General features: G+C 75.1%; 20 protein-coding genes. 8 read left to right on the top strand and 12 right to left on the bottom strand.

The window, feature by feature from the left end; genetic code table 11:
• Position 1: 1 nt before the first annotated feature.
• The 6 genes from ACFC0B_RS19500 to ACFC0B_RS19475 are packed head-to-tail and all read right to left on the bottom strand — an operon-like array spanning position 2 to position 6,455.
• Positions 2–850 carry a class I SAM-dependent DNA methyltransferase gene (locus ACFC0B_RS19500; protein ID WP_376087064.1) on the bottom strand — a complete coding sequence of 283 codons (849 nt, stop codon included), beginning with the start codon at positions 848–850 and terminating at the stop codon, positions 2–4.
• Entirely contained in the window at positions 847–2,055 is a 1,209-nt protein-coding gene (locus tag ACFC0B_RS19495) for an MFS transporter (protein ID WP_376087063.1), read from the bottom strand. Before ACFC0B_RS19495 ends, ACFC0B_RS19500 begins: the two co-directional genes overlap by 4 nt.
• Positions 2,052–3,158 (bottom strand): dipeptide epimerase, encoded by a 1,107-nt coding sequence (locus tag ACFC0B_RS19490; protein ID WP_376087062.1) that lies wholly within the window; start codon positions 3,156–3,158, stop codon positions 2,052–2,054. Before ACFC0B_RS19490 ends, ACFC0B_RS19495 begins: the two co-directional genes overlap by 4 nt.
• The gene (locus tag ACFC0B_RS19485; RefSeq protein WP_376087441.1) at positions 3,155–4,252 is read right to left on the bottom strand and encodes a PLP-dependent cysteine synthase family protein; all 1,098 of its coding nucleotides are present in this window, start codon (positions 4,250–4,252) and stop codon (positions 3,155–3,157) included. Before ACFC0B_RS19485 ends, ACFC0B_RS19490 begins: the two co-directional genes overlap by 4 nt.
• Positions 4,253–4,290: 38 nt before the next feature.
• Entirely contained in the window at positions 4,291–5,160 is an 870-nt protein-coding gene (locus tag ACFC0B_RS19480; protein WP_376087061.1) for a Rossmann-like domain-containing protein, read from the bottom strand.
• Positions 5,157–6,455 carry an ATP-grasp domain-containing protein gene (locus ACFC0B_RS19475; RefSeq protein WP_376087060.1) on the bottom strand — a complete coding sequence of 433 codons (1,299 nt, stop codon included), beginning with the start codon at positions 6,453–6,455 and terminating at the stop codon, positions 5,157–5,159. Before ACFC0B_RS19475 ends, ACFC0B_RS19480 begins: the two co-directional genes overlap by 4 nt.
• Before the next feature lie 158 nt (positions 6,456–6,613).
• On the opposite strand from ACFC0B_RS19475, the gene ACFC0B_RS19470 reads away from it, so the two are divergent.
• From ACFC0B_RS19470 to ACFC0B_RS19450, 5 genes are all read left to right on the top strand, one after another.
• A complete protein-coding gene (locus ACFC0B_RS19470) occupies positions 6,614–7,210 on the top strand; it encodes a GNAT family N-acetyltransferase (RefSeq protein WP_376087059.1) in 597 nt (198 codons plus the stop codon).
• Positions 7,211–7,321: 111 nt separating this feature from the next.
• Positions 7,322–7,987, top strand: coding sequence for a TetR/AcrR family transcriptional regulator (locus tag ACFC0B_RS19465; protein WP_376087058.1), 666 nt, complete (start codon positions 7,322–7,324; stop codon positions 7,985–7,987).
• Positions 7,988–8,141: 154 nt separating this feature from the next.
• Positions 8,142–9,668, top strand: coding sequence for an MFS transporter (locus tag ACFC0B_RS19460; RefSeq protein WP_376087057.1), 1,527 nt, complete (start codon positions 8,142–8,144; stop codon positions 9,666–9,668).
• 174 nt (positions 9,669–9,842) lie between these two features.
• Complete coding sequence (locus ACFC0B_RS19455; RefSeq protein ID WP_376087056.1) at positions 9,843–11,573, top strand: cytochrome bc complex cytochrome b subunit; 1,731 nt, start codon at positions 9,843–9,845, stop codon at positions 11,571–11,573.
• Positions 11,574–11,620: 47 nt separating this feature from the next.
• On the top strand, positions 11,621–12,061 hold the full coding sequence (locus tag ACFC0B_RS19450; protein ID WP_376087055.1) for a PPOX class F420-dependent oxidoreductase: 441 nt from the start codon (positions 11,621–11,623) through the stop codon (positions 12,059–12,061).
• 72 nt (positions 12,062–12,133) lie between these two features.
• Here ACFC0B_RS19450 and ACFC0B_RS19445 read toward each other — a convergent pair whose 3' ends face one another.
• Positions 12,134–12,331, bottom strand: a complete 198-nt coding sequence (locus ACFC0B_RS19445) for a hypothetical protein (RefSeq protein WP_376087054.1) — start codon at positions 12,329–12,331, stop codon at positions 12,134–12,136.
• Positions 12,328–12,597 (bottom strand): DUF1876 domain-containing protein, encoded by a 270-nt coding sequence (locus ACFC0B_RS19440; protein ID WP_376087053.1) that lies wholly within the window; start codon positions 12,595–12,597, stop codon positions 12,328–12,330. Before ACFC0B_RS19440 ends, ACFC0B_RS19445 begins: the two co-directional genes overlap by 4 nt.
• 187 nt (positions 12,598–12,784) lie before the next feature.
• On the opposite strand from ACFC0B_RS19440, the gene ACFC0B_RS19435 reads away from it, so the two are divergent.
• Positions 12,785–13,660: a YndJ family protein gene (locus ACFC0B_RS19435; protein WP_376087052.1), complete on the top strand. Its 876-nt coding sequence runs from the start codon at positions 12,785–12,787 to the stop codon at positions 13,658–13,660.
• The gene (locus ACFC0B_RS19430) at positions 13,657–14,187 is read left to right on the top strand and encodes a DUF1990 family protein (RefSeq protein ID WP_376087051.1); all 531 of its coding nucleotides are present in this window, start codon (positions 13,657–13,659) and stop codon (positions 14,185–14,187) included. Before ACFC0B_RS19435 ends, ACFC0B_RS19430 begins: the two co-directional genes overlap by 4 nt.
• Positions 14,188–14,313: 126 nt before the next feature.
• On the opposite strand, the gene ACFC0B_RS19425 is transcribed toward ACFC0B_RS19430, so the two are convergent.
• From ACFC0B_RS19425 to ACFC0B_RS19415, 3 genes are all read right to left on the bottom strand, one after another.
• Positions 14,314–15,021 (bottom strand): anti-sigma factor family protein, encoded by a 708-nt coding sequence (locus ACFC0B_RS19425; protein ID WP_376087050.1) that lies wholly within the window; start codon positions 15,019–15,021, stop codon positions 14,314–14,316.
• Positions 15,018–15,506, bottom strand: coding sequence for a sigma-70 family RNA polymerase sigma factor (locus ACFC0B_RS19420; protein ID WP_376087439.1), 489 nt, complete (start codon positions 15,504–15,506; stop codon positions 15,018–15,020). The genes ACFC0B_RS19425 and ACFC0B_RS19420 overlap by 4 nt, the downstream gene beginning before the upstream one ends.
• 130 nt (positions 15,507–15,636) lie before the next feature.
• Complete coding sequence (locus ACFC0B_RS19415) at positions 15,637–16,242, bottom strand: hypothetical protein (protein ID WP_376087049.1); 606 nt, start codon at positions 16,240–16,242, stop codon at positions 15,637–15,639.
• A 180-nt stretch (positions 16,243–16,422) separates the two neighbouring features.
• Between ACFC0B_RS19415 and ACFC0B_RS19410 the strand changes: the two genes are divergently transcribed.
• Complete coding sequence (locus ACFC0B_RS19410) at positions 16,423–16,815, top strand: thioredoxin family protein (protein ID WP_376087048.1); 393 nt, start codon at positions 16,423–16,425, stop codon at positions 16,813–16,815.
• 114 nt (positions 16,816–16,929) lie between these two features.
• Here the strand turns inward: ACFC0B_RS19410 and ACFC0B_RS19405 are convergent, their stop codons facing one another.
• Positions 16,930–17,886, bottom strand: coding sequence for a helix-turn-helix transcriptional regulator (locus tag ACFC0B_RS19405; RefSeq protein ID WP_376087047.1), 957 nt, complete (start codon positions 17,884–17,886; stop codon positions 16,930–16,932).
• Positions 17,887–17,914: the final 28 nt, after the last annotated feature.

The raw sequence follows: 17,914 nt of genomic DNA, 5'->3' as shown, positions 1-17,914 counted from the left end.
GTCAGTGCCTCTTCCGGTCGGGGGAGTCGAGCCGGGCGACCAGGTGGAGGCGGTCGCCGTCGGCGGTGTCGGCGGGCCGGTCGCCGTCCGTCCAGGGCGGTTCGGTGCGCGGGCCGGGCCGGTCGTGCAGGGCGAGGACGCCGAAGCCGTGGTGGGCGAGCAGGTGGCGCAGTTCCTGGGGGAAGAGCAGCCGCCAGGCGGAGTGCTGCTCGACCGGCGGGGCACCGTCGTCGCTCGACCAGCTGCGGGTGCGGCGCAGCAGTTGGGCGGCGTGGTCGATCCGCAGCACGGTGCGCGAGGTGTGCGTGACGCCCTCGTGGGTGATGCTGTCGAGCCGTGGCGCGTCGAGGAGTTCGGTGCGGCCGAGGAAGAAGGCGCCGTTGCGCATCTCGGCGACGAGCAGGCCGCCGGGGCGCAGTCGGCGGCGGAGCCGGTCGAACAGGGCGTCGAGGTCGGCGTTGGTGTGGCAGTAGAGCAGCGCGCTGTCCAGGCAGAGCACGGCGTCGAACCGCCCGGGCAGCGCCAAGTCCCGCATGTCGCCGACGTGGTAGGCCGGTCCGGGGTGGCGGGCCCGGGCGTGGGCGATCATCGCCGGGGAGCTGTCCAGGCCGGTGACGTTGCGGCCGGCCACCCGGTGCAGCCAGCCGGCGTCGCGGCCGGTGCCGCAGCCGAGGTCGAGGACGTCGGGTCCGGCGCCGTGCTCGCGCAGCATCGACTCGGCCCACCGGGCGGCGGTGAACCCTGGGTCGGGGAAGCGGAGTTCGTAGAGTTCCGGATGGTCGGTGAGCAGGTTGCGGCGGGCGGCGTCGGGGGTGGCGGCCGGGACGGCGGCCGGGGTGCGGTGGTTCATCGGGCCTCGCTGGGGAGGGGGCGGGCGGGGGCGGGGAGTCGTCCGGTGCGGTGCAGCCGGGCGAGGGCGGTGGCGGAGCCGAGGCCGAGGGCGGCGCAGAGCAGCCAGGGCGCGGTGGCGGTGCTGTCCATGGCCCGGCCGACCAGGGTGTTGCCGAGCGCGGCGGCGAAGCCGGAGACGACGTAGTAGAGGCCGTAGTAGGTGCCGGTCAGGCCGTCGCGTGCGAAGGCGGGGATCAGCGCGAGGACGAACGGCTGCGCGGTCATCAGTCCGAGGTGGAGCAGCAGCACGCCGCCGAGCACGCCGGGCAGCCCGGGGGCGGCGAGCGGCAGCAGGAAGCCGGTGGCGGCGACGGCGAGGCCGAGCGGGATCCACCGGGAGGGCGGGCCGTGCCGTTGCAGCCGGGTGGTGATGCGCAGTTGCAGGGTCAGGTTGGCGAGGGTGCCGGTGAGGAAGACCAGGCTGACGGCGCCCTCCCAGCCGGTGGCGCGGCGGGCGGCGTCGGGCAACAGCAGGTAGAGCTGGCTCTCCATGCCGAACAGGCCGACCATGCCGAGCGAGAAGGCCAGGAACCGCCGGTCGGCGGCGGCCTCGCGCCAGTCGGCGAGCACGCCGCGCGGCGGTGCGGGCCGGGCGGCGGGTTCGGGCAGCGCGCAGGCCTGGGCGACGGTGAGCACGGCGAAGACGCCGGCGGCGGTGAGCGCGGCGGCCCGGAAGTCGACCAGCAGCAGGACGGTGCCGATCAGCGGTCCGGCCAGCGCGCCGGTGGCGGCGAACACCGAGAACAGCGCGAACGCCTCGGCCTTGCGGTCGGCGGCCGCGTGCGCGACGTAGCTGCGCACGGCCGGGTTGAACAGCGCGCCGGCCAGCCCGCTGAGCACGGAGGCGGCGAGCAGCGGGCCGAGGGTGTCGCCGAGCGCGAACAGTCCGAAGCCGACGCTGCGCAGCGCGCACCCGGCGATGATGACGCGGCGCGGGCCCAGCCGGTCGGCGGCCGAGCCGCCGAGGATGAACAGGCCCTGCTGGCTGAGGTTGCGCAGGCCGAGCACGGTGCCGACGGCGAGCGCGGACAGGCCGAGGTCGTGGCCGAGGTGGCCGGCCAGGTACGGGATGAGCAGGTAGAAGCCGGTGTTGACGCCGAACTGGTTGACCAGCAGGAGCCGTACGGGCAGCGGGAAGGACCGTACGGCGCGCAGTATCCTCACCGGCCGGCCACCGGCCGGGGGCCCGCGAGCGGCTCGGCGCCCTGCCCGGGGAGCGGTCCGGCGGCCGGCGCGGGCAGCACGCCGAGGCCGGCCCGGTCCGGGGTGCGGACGGTGCCGTCGGCGCCGCCGATGCCCTGCCAGGGGTCGTGGGCGAGCAGCAGGTGGCCGTCGAGGTCGAGCCAGCGGGCCCGGTCGGCGAGGTGGACGGCGGGCGCGATGCCGAGCGAGCTGGCCGCCAGGCAGCCGAGCATCAGCTCGGTGCCGCTGCCGCGCAGGGCCTCGGCGATGCGCAGCACCTGGTGGACGCCGCCGCACTTGGCGAGCTTGAGGTTGACGCCCTGCACCCGGCCGGCGAGCCGGCAGGCGTCCTCGTAGCCGACGGCGTCCTCGTCGGCGATCACCGGCACGGGCGAGCGTTCGGCGACGGCGGCGAGCGTGTCGGGGCGGCCCGGGGGGATCGGCTGCTCGACGGCCTCGACGCCGGTGGCGGCGAAGGCGGGCAGCAGTTGGAGGGCCTGGGCGGGGGTCCAGGCGCCGTTGGGGTCGAGCAGCAGCCGGGCGTCCGGGGCGGCCTCGCGGACGGCCTGGACGCGGGCCAGGTCGAGGCCGGGGTCGGCGGCACCGGCCTTGACCTTGAGCACGGTGAACCCGGCGTCGGCGAGCCGGGCGGCCTGGACGGCGGCGCGGGCGGGCGGGTCGATGCCGATGGTCCGGGCGGTGGCGGCGGCGACCGGTTCGGCGCGGCCGAGCAGCCGGTGGACGGGCTCGCCGGCGCGCTTGCCGACCAGGTCGAGCAGGGCGGCCTCGACGGCGGCCAGCACCCCGGCCGGCAGCGCCGCGTACGGGGCCGCGCCGCCCTGGAGGTCGGCGAGCGCCTGCTCCGGGTCCTGGCCGCGCTCCAGCGCGGGGCGCAGCGCGTCGAGCCCGCGCCGGATCCGTTCGGTGGGCAGGTCCAGGTAGACGCTGCTGACCGCCTCGCCGTGGCCGGTCAACCCGCCGTGGCCGAGCGAGAGTTGGACGGCGTCCCGCTCGGTGGTGACCGAGCGGGAGATGCGCAGCGGCGCGGCGAGCCGGAGCCGGACGGTGCGGACGTCGAGCTTCATCGCTCCTCCTCGGTGCGGGCGGGGGCGGCGGCGCCCACCGGGACGGCGGCCGGCTCCGCGGATGCGGTCCGGCCGGTGCGGCAGCGGGCCCAGCCGGTGACCTCGACGGCCTCCGGGTGCGGGATCTCGATCGGGCGCGGCGCGGCCCGTCCGGCGTCCAGGCCGTGCCGCCGGCAGAAGGCGTCGTCGTACACGGTGCCGAGGTAGCGGTGCGGGCCGTCGGGGAAGACGGTGGCGACGGCGGCGCCCGGGTCGACGCGGGCGGCCCAGGCGGCCACCAGGGCGACCGCGCCGGTGGACCAGCCGCCGCTGACGAAGGCGCCCCGGGCCAGCCGACGGCAGGCGTCGACCGCCTCGGCCGGGCCGACCCAGTGCACCTCGTCGAAGGCGTGGTGGGCGACGTTGCGCGGGTGGATGGAGCTGCCGAGGCCGCGCATCAGCCGGGGCCGGGCGGGCTGGCCGAAGATGGTGGAGCCGACCGAGTCGACGCCGATCACCCGCAGCCGGGGCCAGCGGCGGCGCAGCGCCTCGGCGAGTCCGGCGCTGTGGCCGCCGGTGCCGACGCTGCAGACCAGGACGTCCAGGTGGTCGAGGTCGGCGGTGATCTCCTGGGCCATCGCCCGGTAGCCGTGGGCGTTGTCGGGGTTGTTGTACTGGTCGGGCCAGTAGGCGTCGGGCAGCCGGTCGAGCACGGCGCGCAGCCGGGCGATCCGGGCCGCCTGCCAGCCGCCGTGCCGGGCGGGCTGCTCGACCAGCTCCAGCCGGGCGCCGTAGGCGCGCAGCAACTGCCGTACGGACGGTTCGAGTTCGCTGTCGCCGACCAGGACGACGGGGTGGCCGAGGGCCTGTCCGGCGAAGGCCAGGCCGATGCCCATGGTGCCCGAGGTGGACTCCACCACCGTGGCGCCGGGCCGCAGTTCGCCGCGCGCCCGGGCGCCGCGGAGCATGGCGACGGCCGAGCGGGCCTTCATGCCGCCGGCGCTCAGCCCCTCCAGCTTGGCCCAGAAGCCGGGGTGCGGCTGCGGCAGCGGGGTGGCGATCCGGACCAGCGGGGTGCCGCCGAGCAGTGGCAGCAGGGCCGGATTGCCCGGCATCGGACGGGCCGGGGCCGCGCCGGAGTCGAGCAGGGCGGTCACCGGCCCGCACCCCCGTACAGGTGGATGACGGTGGGGCCGCCGTCGAGCCAGAAGAAGGGGAAGGGCTCGGCGCTGACGGCGGTGACCCCGTCGCCGAGCAGTTGGGGGAGGACGGAGCTGCCGGTCTGGGCGAACAGCACCAGGGGCTTCCCGGTGGCGCGGGCGTGGTCGAGCAGCGGGTCCAGGGAGCCGTTGCCGAGGGTCATGCCGGAGGCGAGGATCGCGTCGCAGTCGTCGAGGTGGGCGAGGGCGTCGGTGTGCACCGGCTCGTCCCATTCGGTGGTGCCGCCCTTGAGGTCGCACGCCCGGTACTCGACCCCGTGCGAACGGAGCTGTTCCAGCAGCGAGTTGACGACGCCCACGACCAGGACCCGGCGGACGGCGGCGAGCGGCAGCAACCCCACCACGGCGGCCGCCCGGACCCGTGACTTCACCAGCGAGGATCCGGCGGGCAGACCGAACCGCCGGGCGCCGTACGCCGGCGCGTGCGGGCGGCAGTGGCCCAGGTAGGCGTCGAGCGCGGCGACCCGGACGGCGGTGACCGGGTGGTCGAGCAGCTCACCGACGGGCGCGCCGACGCAGTCGGTGACGGTGTCGGCGGGCAGCTCGCCCGGTTCGACGGCGCAGGAGCCGACGGCGGCGCCGAGCCGGAGGCTGAGCACCTCGTTGCGGTAGCCGCGGGTGCGGCCGGGGTGCCGGACGGCCTGGACGGTGCTGAAGGCGAGCGCGATCCGCAAGGTGGCCGGGTCGGGCCCGTACGCCCCCGTACGGGCCCGCCCGGTGATCAGGTCGAGCACGGGGAGGGCGGTGATCCCGGCGCTCGGGGCGGGGAGCACGAGCGGGCCGATCGCGGTGGTGGCGCTCATGCGGACACCGCCGCGGGTTCGGCCGGGCGGCCGGCGGGCGCGAGGCGCGGGGTGAGCCCGGCGAGCAGCCGCTCGGCCGTGCGGCGCGCCCCCGCCCCGCCGGTGTCGGCGGTCATGACGTGCCCGAGGTACTCGTTGTTGCTGGTCGCGGGCCGCACCTCGCGGCCGGGCCCGGCGAGGTCGAGTTCGACCACCGCCGGGTCGCGCCGTACCGCGTCCTCCCCGTCGAAGCCGTCCAGCGGGCCGGACTGCCCGCCATCGGGCACCAGGAAGGCGATGGCGGCGCTGGCGACCCCGGTCGGGTGGACGGCCAGGTCGGGCCGGCGGCCGAGCGCGACGTCGACCGCGGCGGCGGCCAGGTCGACCCCGGTGACGCGGCGGACCAGCTCGGTGATCCGGTTCCCGGCCGGGCGCGGGTTGACCTCGACCACCCGGGGCCCGGCGGGGGTGAGCTTGATCTCGGTGTGCGCGACGACCTGGTCGAGGCCGAGCGCGGCCAGCGCGTCGAGGGCGGTGCGGACGGCGGCGGCGGCCTCGGCCGGGTCGAGGGCGGCCGGGAACATGTGGCCGGTCTCGACGAAGGCGGGCGCGCCGCCGACGCTCTTGTCGGTGATGCCGACGACGTGCGCGACGCCGTCCGCGGAGACCGTCTCGACGCTGACCTCGGGGCCGGTGAGCAGCTCCTCCAGCAGGACCGCCGGCTCCCGCCGCTGGCCGCGCGCGTTGACCGGGAAGGCGTCCAGCGCCCGGATCGCCGCGAGGAGTTCGACCTCGTCGCGGACCTGGCGGACGAACATCCCGGCGCACAGGTCGACCGGCTTGACGACCAGCGGGTAGCCGATCGCCCGGGCCGCGGCACGGGCCTGCTCGCGGTCGGCGCAGAGCGCGTACGCGGGCCCGGGGACACCGGCCGCGGCGAGCCGGGCCCGGGTGAGGTCCTTGCGGCAGGCGGCGGCGACGGCGTCGGGCGCCGGTCCGGGCAGGCCGAGCCGGCGGGCCACCCGGGCGACCTGCGGGAGGTAGTAGTCGCAGGAGGAGAGCACGCCGTCGAAGCCGAGCAGCGCGTGCAGCCGCTCGGCGTACGGGAGCAGCGCGTCCGGGTCGTTGGTGTCGGCGGTGAGGACGTTCTCGGCGGCGAGCAGCGGGTGCGGGCCGTCGGCGGGGGCGGCGGACCGCAGGTAGTGGTGCAGGTCGCGGGTGAGGAAGGTGAAGCGGTGGCCGCCCTCCCCCAACGCCCGTGGCAGCAGTCTGCTCATGGAGCCGACCCAGCTCTCGATCACCAGCAGATGCGCCACGGCTCTCCCTTTCGACGGACTCGACAGCCAGGACCGTAACGGGATTCGTTTTCATTTTCAACACGCCGGACCGGGGTTTCCGTCGACGTGTCAGATGAAAGTGGTTTTCATGTACTCTTGCCCTCGACCACCGCGCCCAGTCCCGCCGGAGCTGTCTGATGGATCGTCACTTTCCTTACCTGGTACGCCATGCGCTCCCGCAGGACGTGCCCGGTGCGCGCCGACTGATCCTCGACACCTTCTACCGCGAGTTCGGCTACGGCTACGTGCCCGCATGGCACGCCGACGTGGTCGACCTCCAGGGGCACTACCTGGACCACCCCCGGCACGCCCTGCTGGTCGCCGTGCTCGGCGAGGAGGTGGTGGCCACCACCGCGCTGCACTCCACCGGCCCCGCCCATCCGCCGCACCCGCGCGAGATCGCCCGGCGCTACCCGTCCGGAACCACCGCGCAGCTGGTCCGGGTCTACGTCCGGGCCGAGCACCGGCGGCACGGACTGGCCCGCGAGCTCGTCCGCCGCGCCCGCGCGTTCGCCGCCGAGGAGGGCGGCTACCGGCGGCTCTACCTGCACACCAACACCGAGATCCCCGGGGCCGAGCCGTTCTGGCGCAGCCTCGCCGAGGAGGTCCACGACGCCCGCCCGACCGGCGAGCACGGACCGGGGGTGGCCACCGTCCACTTCGAGATCCCGCTGCACCGGCCGGCGGCCACGGCCGGTGCGGCGGGGCGCGGCGGAGGCCTCGAAACAATGTGACGCAGGTCACATCCGGGTGCGAAATTTCCGGGGAGTGATTCCCCGTTTAGCCTTCCGTAGGACTAAGCGGGGAGTGACTCCCCGGAACCCGTACCCGGGAGGAACGCACCCGTGACCACCGTCGCCCCCCGCCCGACCCGCACCGCGGGGCCGGCCCGCGCGCCCAGGCTGCGCGCGGACGCCAGCCGCAACCGCGAGCGGATCGTCCTGGCGGCCCGCGACGCCTTCGTCGAGCACGGCGCGGACGCGGCGCTGGACGATATTGCGAAGCGGGCGGGCGTCGGAAACGCTACGCTCTACCGGAACTTCCCCACCAGAACGGCACTGATCCGCGAGGTGGCGCTGCTCGTGAAGAACCGCATCGTGGCGATCGCCGAACGGGCGGCCGCTGAGGTCCCCGGCCCGTTCGAGGCCCTGGAGCGGTTCGCCCACGAGACGGTCGACGAGAAGGTCGGCGCGCTCTGCTCGATGCTGACCAACCACGTCGATCCGCACGACCCGGATATGACGGCGGCGCGCGAGCGCCTGACGACCGTCGCCGGCGGACTGCTGGAGCGGGCGAAGGCGGCGGGCGAGGCCCGTCCGGACGTCGACCACGGCGACCTGTTCATCGCCCTGAGCCAGCTCACCCGCCCGCTGCCGGGCACCTCGTGCCGCGTCCTGGACGGGTTCGTCCACCGGCACCTGCAACTGCTCCTGGACGGTATGCGGGCGCCCGCCCCTTCCGTCCTGCCCGGCCGGGCCGCGACCTTCGAGGACTTCCACGGCGACCACTGACCCACCGCGCCGGGTGACCGGCGCCACCTGACACCCGACACCCGGGACCTCCACCGCGGGGACGCGGCGCGCCCGCCCGTGCGCGCCCGCCGCTCCTGTCCGCGACCCTGCTCCGCACCTTCCGCACACCCCGCACCCCGAAGTGAGTACCTCCATGCCACAAACCGACGCCCCGCCCGCCGTCCAGCCCGATCCGAGGCGCTGGAAGGCCCTCATATTCATCGGCCTCGCGCAGCTGATGGTCGTCCTCGACGCCACCATCGTGAACATCGCGCTGCCGTCCGCCCAGAAGGACCTCGGCATCACCGACGGCAACCGCCAGTGGGTGATCACCGCGTACGCGCTGGCCTTCGGCGGTCTGCTGCTGTTCGGTGGCCGGGTGGCCGACCTGTGGGGGCGCAAGCGGGCCTTCGTGGTCGGCCTCACCGGCTTCGCGCTGGCCTCCGCGCTGGGCGGCGCCGCCGCCAACACCGCGATGCTGCTCGGCGCCCGCGCCCTCCAGGGCGTGTTCGGCGCCCTGCTGGCCCCGGCCGCGCTCTCGCTGCTGGCCGTGATGTTCACCGAGGCCAAGGAGCGCGCCAAGGCGTTCGGCATCTACGGCGCGATCGCCGGCGGTGGCGGCGCGATCGGTCTGATCCTCGGCGGTCTGCTGACCGAGTACATGAACTGGCGCTGGACCTTCTTCGTCAACATCCCGTTCGCCGTGGTCGCCGCCGTCGGCGCGGTCATGGTGATCCGCGAGCCGGCCGTGGGCCGCAACCGCAACCGTCTCGACGTGCCCGGCGTGCTGCTGGTCACCACCGGTCTGGTCGCGCTGGTCTACGGCTTCACCCGGGCCGAGTCGGACGGCTGGAGCTCGGGCGTGACGATCGGTCTGTTCATCGCCGCCGCCGTGCTGCTGGCCGCGTTCGTCGTGGTCGAGCAGAAGGTCAAGGCGCCGCTGCTGCCGCTGCGCGTCGTGCTGGACCGCAACCGCGGCGGGGTCTACCTGTCGCTGGGCCTGGCCGTGATCGGCATGTTCGGCCTGTTCCTGTTCCTGACCTACTACCTGCAGATCGTGCTCGACTACAGCCCGGTCCTGACCGGCGTGGCCTTCCTGCCCATGGTGGCGGGCATGATCACCGGTTCGACCCAGATCGGCGCCCGCCTGATGACCCGCGTCCCGGCGCGGTTCCTGATGGCGCCCGGCTTCCTGGTCGCCTCGCTCGGCATGCTCGTCCTGACCCAGATCGACCTGGACAGCTCCTACCCGGCGCTGATCCTGCCCGGTCTGGTCCTGATGGGCCTCGGCATGGGCACCGCGTTCATGCCGGCGATGAGCCTGGCCACGCACGGCGTCCAGCCGCGCGACGCGGGCGTGGCGTCCGCCATGGTCAACACCTCGCAGCAGGTCGGCGGCGCCATCGGCACCGCGCTGCTGAACACCATCGCGGCCAGCGCCACCGCCACCTGGCTGGCGGCCCACGCGGCCGAGGCGACCACCCCGGCCGCCGCCCGGGCGGTGCAGTTCGGCGGCATGGTGCACGGCTTCTCGACCGCGATCTGGTGGTCCTTCGGCATCCTGGTGCTGGCGGCCGTGCTGGCGTTCACCCTGATCAACGCCGGCCGCCCCGGCTCCGGCGGCAAGGGTGCGGACGCCGACGCGGCGGAGGCCAACGAGGTGCCGGTGCTGGTGCACTGACCCCGCGGGGTTCGCGACGGTGCGCTGCGGCCCGTCCGGTGTCATGACGACACCGGGCGGGCCGTTCGCCGTTTCCGGGCACCCCGATGGAAGTGGGGAATGATCCCCGCTTATTCTGGTCGGACTTCGAAACGGGGATAGCTCCCCGCTTCACTCCGACCGAGGTGCGTGGACATGACCCGCAATCAGGGAACCGGCGGCGGACGCGGACAGCGCGCCGCCGACTGGACGGACGGCCGACTGGGGATCTACACCCTGGCCAGGGCCAACCTGCGCAAGATCTTCCCGGACCACTGGTCCTTCATGCTGGGCGAGATCTGCCTGTACAGCTTCGCGATCATCATCCTGACCGGCGTCTGGCTGACGCTGTTCTTCAAGCCGAGCATGGGCGAGATCGTCTACGACGGCTCCTACGTCCCGCTCAAGGGCGTGCCGATGTCCGAGGCGTACGCCTCGACGGTCGACATCAGCTTCGAGGTCCGCGGCGGACTGCTGATCCGGCAGATCCACCACTGGGCCGCCCTGGTCTTCATCGCGGCGATGTTCGTCCACATGATGCGGGTCTTCTTCACCGGCGCCTTCCGCAAGCCGCGCGAGATCAACTGGATGTTCGGCTTCCTGCTGCTCTTCCTCGGCATGCTGGACGGCTTCTTCGGCTACTCGCTGCCGGACGACCTGCTGTCGGGCACCGGCATCCGCTTCGTCGAGGGCGCGATCCTCGCCGTCCCGCTGGTGGGCACCTACGTCCAGATGTTCCTGTTCGGGGGCGAGTTCCCGGGCACCGACATCGTGCCGCGGTTCTTCACGATCCACGTGCTGCTGATCCCCGGGATCATGCTGGGCCTGCTGGTGGCCCACCTGATCCTGGTCTTCCACCACAAGCACACCCAGTGGGCGGGGCCCGGCAGGACCGAGCGGAACGTCGTCGGCATGCCGCTGATGCCGGTCTACCTGGCCAAGGCCGGCGGCTTCTTCTTCCTGGTGTTCGGCGTGCTGGCACTGGTCTCGGCGGTCGCCACGATCAACCCGATCTGGGCGTACGGCCCGTACCGGCCCGACCAGGTGTCCACGGACGCCCAGCCGGACTGGTACATGGGCTTCGCGGAAGGGCTCGTCCGGGTGATGCCGGGCTGGGAGGTCGGCCTGTGGGGCCACACCCTCAACCTCGGTGTGCTGATCCCGTTCACGCTCTTCCCGCTCGTCCTCGGCGCGATCGCCGTCTACCCGTTCGTGGAGGGCTGGGCGACCGACGACCGGCGCGAGCACCACCTGCTCGACCGCCCGCGCAACGCCCCGGTCCGCACGGCGTTCGGCGCGGCCTGGATCTCGCTCTACCTGGTGACGCTGGCCGGCGGCGGCAACGACCTCATCGCCACCCATCTGCACCTGTCGCTCAACTCCATCACCTACGCCGTCCGGGTGGGATTCCTCGTCGTCCCGGTGGCCGTCTTCGTCGTCACCAAGCGCTGGTGCCTGGGCCTGCAGCACAGGGACCGGGAGAAGGTGCTGCACGGCCGCGAGACCGGCGTCGTCGAGCGCCTGCCGCACGGCGAGTTCATCGAGGTGCACGCCCCGCTCACGCCCGCCGAACTGCACCGGCTCACCGCGCACGAGCAGCCGCGAGCCCTCGAACTGCCCGCCCCCGTGGACGACAATGGAGTGGCCCGCCCGGTCGGGGTCCTCGACCGCGCCCGTGCGAGGCTGTCCCGTGGGCTCCACGGCGAGGGCGCCCGGATCCCCGGGCCCACCGCCGAGGAGTACCACCGGGCCGTCGCGCACCACCCGCCCGTCGGACCGCACGCCGCCGGACGGCACCACACAGGACCGCACACCGCCGGACCGCACCACGCCGGACCGCACACCGTCGCCGAGCACCACGGGAGCAGCGGCGGACACGGCCACTGAGGCCGCGCCGCCCGCGACCACCCGCCGCAACGGAGAGGGAGGACACCGTGCACGACCGTACCGACCAGCTGGCCGACAGCAGATACCTCCTGCTCACCACGTTCGGCGAGGACGGCCGCCGGATCCGCTCGCAGAGCTGGGTGATCGCCGACGGCACGGCGCTCGGCATCTGGACGCCGGCCCACTCCGGCGAGGCCGAGCGGATCCGCCGCCACCCCAAGGTCCTGGTCGGCCCGTGCGACGCGCACGGCCGCCCGACGGGACGTCAGCTCCCGGCCCGCGCCGCCGTCTGCGACGCGGACGACACCGCCCGCTACCGCGCGTCGCTGATCAACAAGTACGGGCTGACGGCGTTCCTGGCGCTGGCCCGCAGCCGGATGCGGCTCGGGCTGGCCGGGACCGTCGGCATCCGGATCACGCTCAACGAGCTGGAGCAGCGGTTGATCGGGCCGGAGTGGCAGGTGCCGACCACGTACTGCCCGAACTGAGGCGGGCTCGCCCGGGGCGCACCGGCGCCGGGGGCCGGGGGGCCGGGGGCAGGGGGGGCCAGGGGCGCGGCCTCAGGCCGCGCCGTCGTCCGGCGCGCGGGCCAGGTCCCCCGGCTCGCAGGCCTCCCGGCCGGTGCCGGCGTGCACCACCTTGACCGCGCGGCCCGGACCGCCCGGCACCACCCGCTGCTCCCGTCCGCAGCGCGGACAGATCAGCGGAATGCGCGGCCGGTGGGCGGCCTGGCCCGCGGCGCCCTCCGGCTGCGTCACGACAGCGGGTGGGTCGGGATCGGGCTGACCTGCTGGATCTCGCCGTGGGCCTTGGTGAGCAGCTGCGAAGCGAGGTCGTTGAGCGCCCGGGCGGCCGCGATCTCCTCGCCGACCCTCAGCTGCTCGGGATCGGAGGGGTGGCGGCTGGTGTAGCCGTGCGCGCGCAGCTCCGTCCCGTCCCCGAGCCTCAGCAGGGCGGCGGCGGCCGTCCGCGGCCCCTCCTCGCGGAATTCCATCTCGATGTGCCAACCGACAAGAGTCTGCATGGCGGATCACCTCCGGCGGTCGCTCCTCGTCCGGTTACCCCTCCAGAGTGCGCCGTGCCCCCGGTGAACACCAGGGCAGGCGACCGGGGCGGCGGTCCGGGAGGAACTTGAACGCGTTCAATCCCATGCGTAGAGTCGACGCGGAAGAGGCATTTGAACGCGTTCAAGGAAGCTGGGGTCGATCGCCGTGGGCCGGGGCACCGAAGAGCTGGTCGACCTGCTGGTCCTGCTCGGCATGGGTGCGGTGATCCCGCTCGGCCTCGCCCTGATCGACGAGCCCGGCCTCGCCCGGCTGCGCCGCCTCTGGCCGCTGGCCGCCGTCCCCGGCGCGCTCTCGCTGTGGCTGCCGCGCGGACCGCTCGCCACCGGCAGCGCCGCGTGCTACGCGCTCGGCACGCTCGCCCTCGCCGCGCACGCCCCGCTGCGACTCGCCCGCACCCGCTCCCTCGCGCCGCCCGAGGTCGCCGTGCTCACCGCGCTGGCGGCGCCGGCGGTGGCCGGACTCGCCCTGGTCGCGGAGCGCTCCGGGCACGAGCTGTTCGGATTCGACCTCGACATCCTGGCCCTGACCGTCCCCCACTTCCACTACGCCGGCTTCACCGCCGCCCTGGTCGCCGGGCTGGTGTGCCGCGCCGTCCCGGACCGCCCGGCCGGGCGGTGGGCCGCGCTCAGCGTGCCGACCGGGACCCTGCTGGTGCTGGGCGGCTACTTCGTCGGCGACTGGGCGGAACTCGCCGGGGCCGCCGTGCTCACCGCGGGCATGTGGCTGGTCGGCCTGCTCACCTGGCGCGACCTGCGGGTCCGCGGCGGGACCGGGGGCGACGGCGGGGGCGGCCGCCGGTGGCCGGACACGCGGGTGCTGCTCGGCGTCTCGGCGGCCGTCCTCGCCGTCACCATGCTGCTCGCCCTCTGGTGGGCGCTCGGCGAGGCCTCCGGACTCCCCCACCCCACCCTCGGCTGGATGGCCGCCACCCACGGCGTCGGCAACGCGCTCGGCTTCGCGCTGTGCTCGCTGCTCGCCTGGCGCCGACTCGCCCCGAGCCCGCAGGAGAACGCCCGGTGAACGACCTCAACTACCCCGAGATCGGCGCGAGTACCGACCTCACCGCCCCGCTCCCGGCCGGCTACGACCACCTCCGCCACCGCGTCCTCGTCGGCCGCGGCCGCGCCGCGCTGGACGCCGCCGGAGCCGCCGTCCTGGACTGGCGGATGCACCGGGCGGCCGGCGTCCGGATCACCGCCGGCGCGGACCGCGCCGCACCCGGCGTCCCCGTCCACTGCGCCGTCGGCCTCGGCCCGCTGCGGGCCGGCGCGCCGTGCCGGGTGGTCTGGAGCACCGCCGCCGAGGACGGGCAGGACCGCCACGGCTTCACCTACGGCACCCGGCGGGGCCACCTCGCCGTGGGCGAGGAGACCTTCGTGGTGGAACTGGCGGCGGACGGCGGGGTCTGGTTCACCGTCAACGCGTTCAGCCGCCCGCAGCGCTGGTACGCCCGCCTCGCCGGCCCCCTGCTCCCCCTCGCCCAACACCTCTTCGCCCGCCGCTGCGCCCGCGCCCTCACCCGGGTGGCCGCCCACGCGTCGCGGTAGCGGAGTGGGACGCCGCGGTAGCGGAGTGGGACGTCGGACGGGCCGACTTCCTGCTCCACCTCCCCGGCACGCGGCACCGGGGACGGGGCGGGAAGCCGTGCCGGTCGACCGCTCGTCCGGGCGGGGTCAGGTGGTGGGGACGGTGAGGAGGAGGGTGCCGGTGTCCAGGGTGCGGATCTCGAAGTGGTCGATGGTGGTGGGCGGGAAGGCGGTGCCGCCGGTGGTGCGGAGGGGGGTGGTGGGGGCGTAGCCGGTGGCGGGGACGTTCCAGGTGGTCACGGTCTGGTGGCCGCCGGCGGTGGAGACCGCGACCAGGTCGCAGGTCAGCGGGCCCTGGACGCCGGACAGTTCGAGGGTGACCCGGCTGCCCCAGGGCGCGGGGTCCACGCCGACCACGGCGTGGGTGCCGGTCGCCGGGTCGGTCGCGGCGAACCGGTGGGCCGCCGCGGTGGCGACCACGCCGGGCGTGGAGTCGGCGGTGATCACGGCAGCGGTCACCGCGGGGCCGGCGAGGGTCAGCGCGGCCGCCGCGGCGACCAGGACCAGCCGCCGGACGCGCCCGCGCCGGCGGCTCGCCCGGACCTGCCCGACCAGCCGGTCGAGCAGCGCCGGGTCCGGCCGGGGGGTGGGATCGGCCGGGTCGGCGGCGGCCGCGTACTCGCCGAGCAGCGTTCCGACCGGGCGGAGTTCGGCCAGCCGGTCGGCGCACCGCGGGCAGCCGGCGGCCAGGTGGGCGTCGAAGGCGGCGCGTTCGGCCGGGTCCAGGACGCCGAGGACGTAGGCGCCGACGTCGAGGTGCACGGCCCGCGCGGGATCGGGTTCGGACGGTGTCACGATGTCACTCCCCGTTCCTCCAGCGCGAGCCTGAGCGCGCGCAGCGCGTAGTAGGCCCGCGAGCGCACGGTGCCCGCGGGGATGCCGAGTTCGGCGGCCGCCTCGTTGGCGGTGCGGCCCTTGAAGTACGTCTCGACGATGACCTCGCGGTGCGCGGCCGAGAGCTCGCCGAGCGCGTCCGCGACCGTCATCATCCGCAGCGCGCGGTCGAGTTCGTCCTCGGCGGGCAGCAGCTCCAGGGGTCCGGCGTCCACTTCGCGCGGGCGGGCGAGTTCGGCGCGGTGCTCGTCGATGACGATCCGGCGGGCGACGGTGGCGAGCCAGGGCCGCAGCGATCCGGCCGCCGGGTCCAGTCGGTGCAGGTTGCGCCAGGCGCGCAGCAGCGTCTCCTGCACGACGTCCTCGGCGCGCTGGCGGTCGCCGGCGACGAGGTGGAGGACGAAGCCGAACAGCGGCCCGGCGTGCTCGCGGTAGAGCGCGCGCATCAGCTCCTCGTCCGGTGCCGGCGCGCCCCGGACGGCCGGGCGGCCGTCACCGGGAGGCTCCTCGGTCACCCTCACATCCTCGCGCACGCGTGCCTCCGGGTCGAGGGTCGCCGCCGGACGGCCGGCCCGTTCAGTAGCCGCTGCCGCCGGAGCCACCGGAACCGCCCGTGCCGGCCCGGTCACCGGTGGGGGTCACCGCGAACCAGATGCCCTGAACGCCCTGGCCCTTGGTGTCGCCGGGCTTCTGGTCGGGCGCGTAGCGGTAGAGCGGCCAGCCGGCGAGGGTGAGCTGCTTGCTGCCGTCGGCGCGGGTGACGGTGCCGACCAGCTTGGCGTCGAGGCCGCTGACGGAGACCGTCGTGCCGGTGGCCGGGACGGGCGGCCAGAGGGTCGCGCAGCTGCCGTCGCAGGTGGCGGTGGGCGGGGTGGCGCTGTCGTGGTCGAAGCGGTAGAGGGTGAAGCCGGCGCTGTCGGTGACGATGGTGCCGAGGTGCGGGTCGGTGGCGGTCCGCAGGGTGGCCGCGGTCATGCCCGGCGAGGCCGGGGCGCTGGACGCGGGCGGTTGGGCGGGCGCGGAGCCGCTGGACCCGGACGAGCCGCAGCCCGCCACCAGGGCGGCCGCGGCCAGCCCTGCCGCGGCGAGCACGGCGAGCCGTCCCGGACGGCGGCCGGTGCGCCGGCCCGGTCCGCTGGTGTGATCGTCGGTCGAGCCGTCGGTGCGGCGGGTGGTGGGCATGGTGACCGCTCCCCGGTCGGTGCGGGTGCACATCGGTGCCGGACACCCTCCGGTACGGACGGGGGCCGCCGTCCGCTCAACGGACGGCGCGGTGGGGTCCGCGGAATAGCGCGCGGGCAGCAGCCGTTGTCGGGGGCACATGGCCTTGACCGCCACCACCGGAAGGGCAGGACCCGCGACATGAGCAGCACGGTCGAGCTGACCAAGGAGAACTTCGACGACATCGTCCCCGGCGGGGACGGCAAGGATTTCGTCTTCATCGACTTCTGGGCGAGCTGGTGCGGCCCGTGCCGCCAGTTCGCGCCGGTCTTCGAGAAGGCCGCCGAGCGCCACCCCGACCTGGTCTTCGCCAAGGTGGACACCGAGGCGCAGCAGGAGCTGGCGGCGGCCTTCGGGATCCAGTCGATCCCCACGCTGGCAATCATCCGCGAGGGTGTGCTCGTCTTCTCGCAGGCGGGTGCGCTGCCCGAGCCGGTGTTCGAGGACCTGATCGGCCAGGCCCGCAAGCTGGACATGGACGAGGTGAAGCGGAAGGTGGCGGCCGAGCAGGACGGCGGTCCGAAGCAGGGCTGACGCCCGGCCGTCACACGGTCGGTTCGGCACGGCGAGCCCCTGGGCGGTGTATCCGCCCCCGGGGCTCGCCGCCGTGCGTCCGGGGCCGGCCCCCTCGGTGCCCGACCGGTCCGCTCAGTCCTCGCTCCAGGCGGTGAGCCGGGCGGCGAGCGCCCGCACCTCGTCCCGCAGGGCGGCGGGACCGCGCACCGTGAAGGGCCAGCCGAGGCCGGCCAGCATCACGGCCATGCCGTCGAGCCGTTCGGCCCGCGCGCGGAACAGGACGCGCCCGTCGTCGGTCGCGGTGAGCGTTCCCGCGGCGGGCGGGATGCGGTGGCGGGCCTCGGCGAGGGTGGTGGTGAGGACCACCTCGACCTCGTGCGTCCACGGCACCGAGGCGAGCGACTCCAGCACCCGCTGCACCGGGTCGACGTCGGCGGGCGGTTCGAACCCGGTGCCGACCGGCTCGGCCCCGCGGATCCGGTCCAGCCGGAAGGTCCGCTGCTCGCCGCTGCGGTGGTCCAGCCCCGTCGTGTACCAGCGGCCCGAGTGGAAGACCAGCCCGTACGGGTCGAAGTCGCGCTCGCTGGGCGCGCCCGCGCGGTCCCGGTAGTCGAGCCGGACGCGGTGCCGGCGGCGGGCCGCCTCGGCGAGCGTGAAGAGCGCGGCGGCGGCCGGGCTGGGGCCGGTGGCGGGCGCGGCGGTCAGTCCGAGGGTCTGTTCGACGGCCGCGACCTGGTCGCGCAGCTGCGGCGGCAGCACCCGCTGGATCTTGGCGAGCGCCGACTCGCCGGCCTGCTCCCCCACCGACAGCCCGGACCGCCGCCCGGCCAGCAGTCCGAGGACGACGGAGGCGGCCTCGTCCCCGGTGAGCATCAGCGGCGGCAGCCGGAAGCCCGGCATCAGCCGGTAGCCGCCGTAGCGGCCCCGCTCGGCCCGGACGGGGATGCCGAGTTCGGCGAGCCGGGCCGCGTACCGGCGCACGGTGCGGACGTCGACCTCCAGCCGCGCGGCGAGTTCGGCGCCGGTGAGGCCGGGGCGGGCCTGAAGCAGTTCGAGGAGGGCGAGGGCGCGGCTGACCGGGTGTTCCACGGGGCCTGCGCTCTCCTCGGGTCGACGG

The sequence above is a fragment of the Kitasatospora sp. NPDC056184 genome (genome assembly GCF_042268405.1).
GTDB lineage: Bacteria > Actinomycetota > Actinomycetes > Streptomycetales > Streptomycetaceae > Kitasatospora.
The sequence above is the reverse complement of the archived record's forward strand: the minus strand, read 5'-3'. Positions and strand labels throughout refer to the sequence as shown.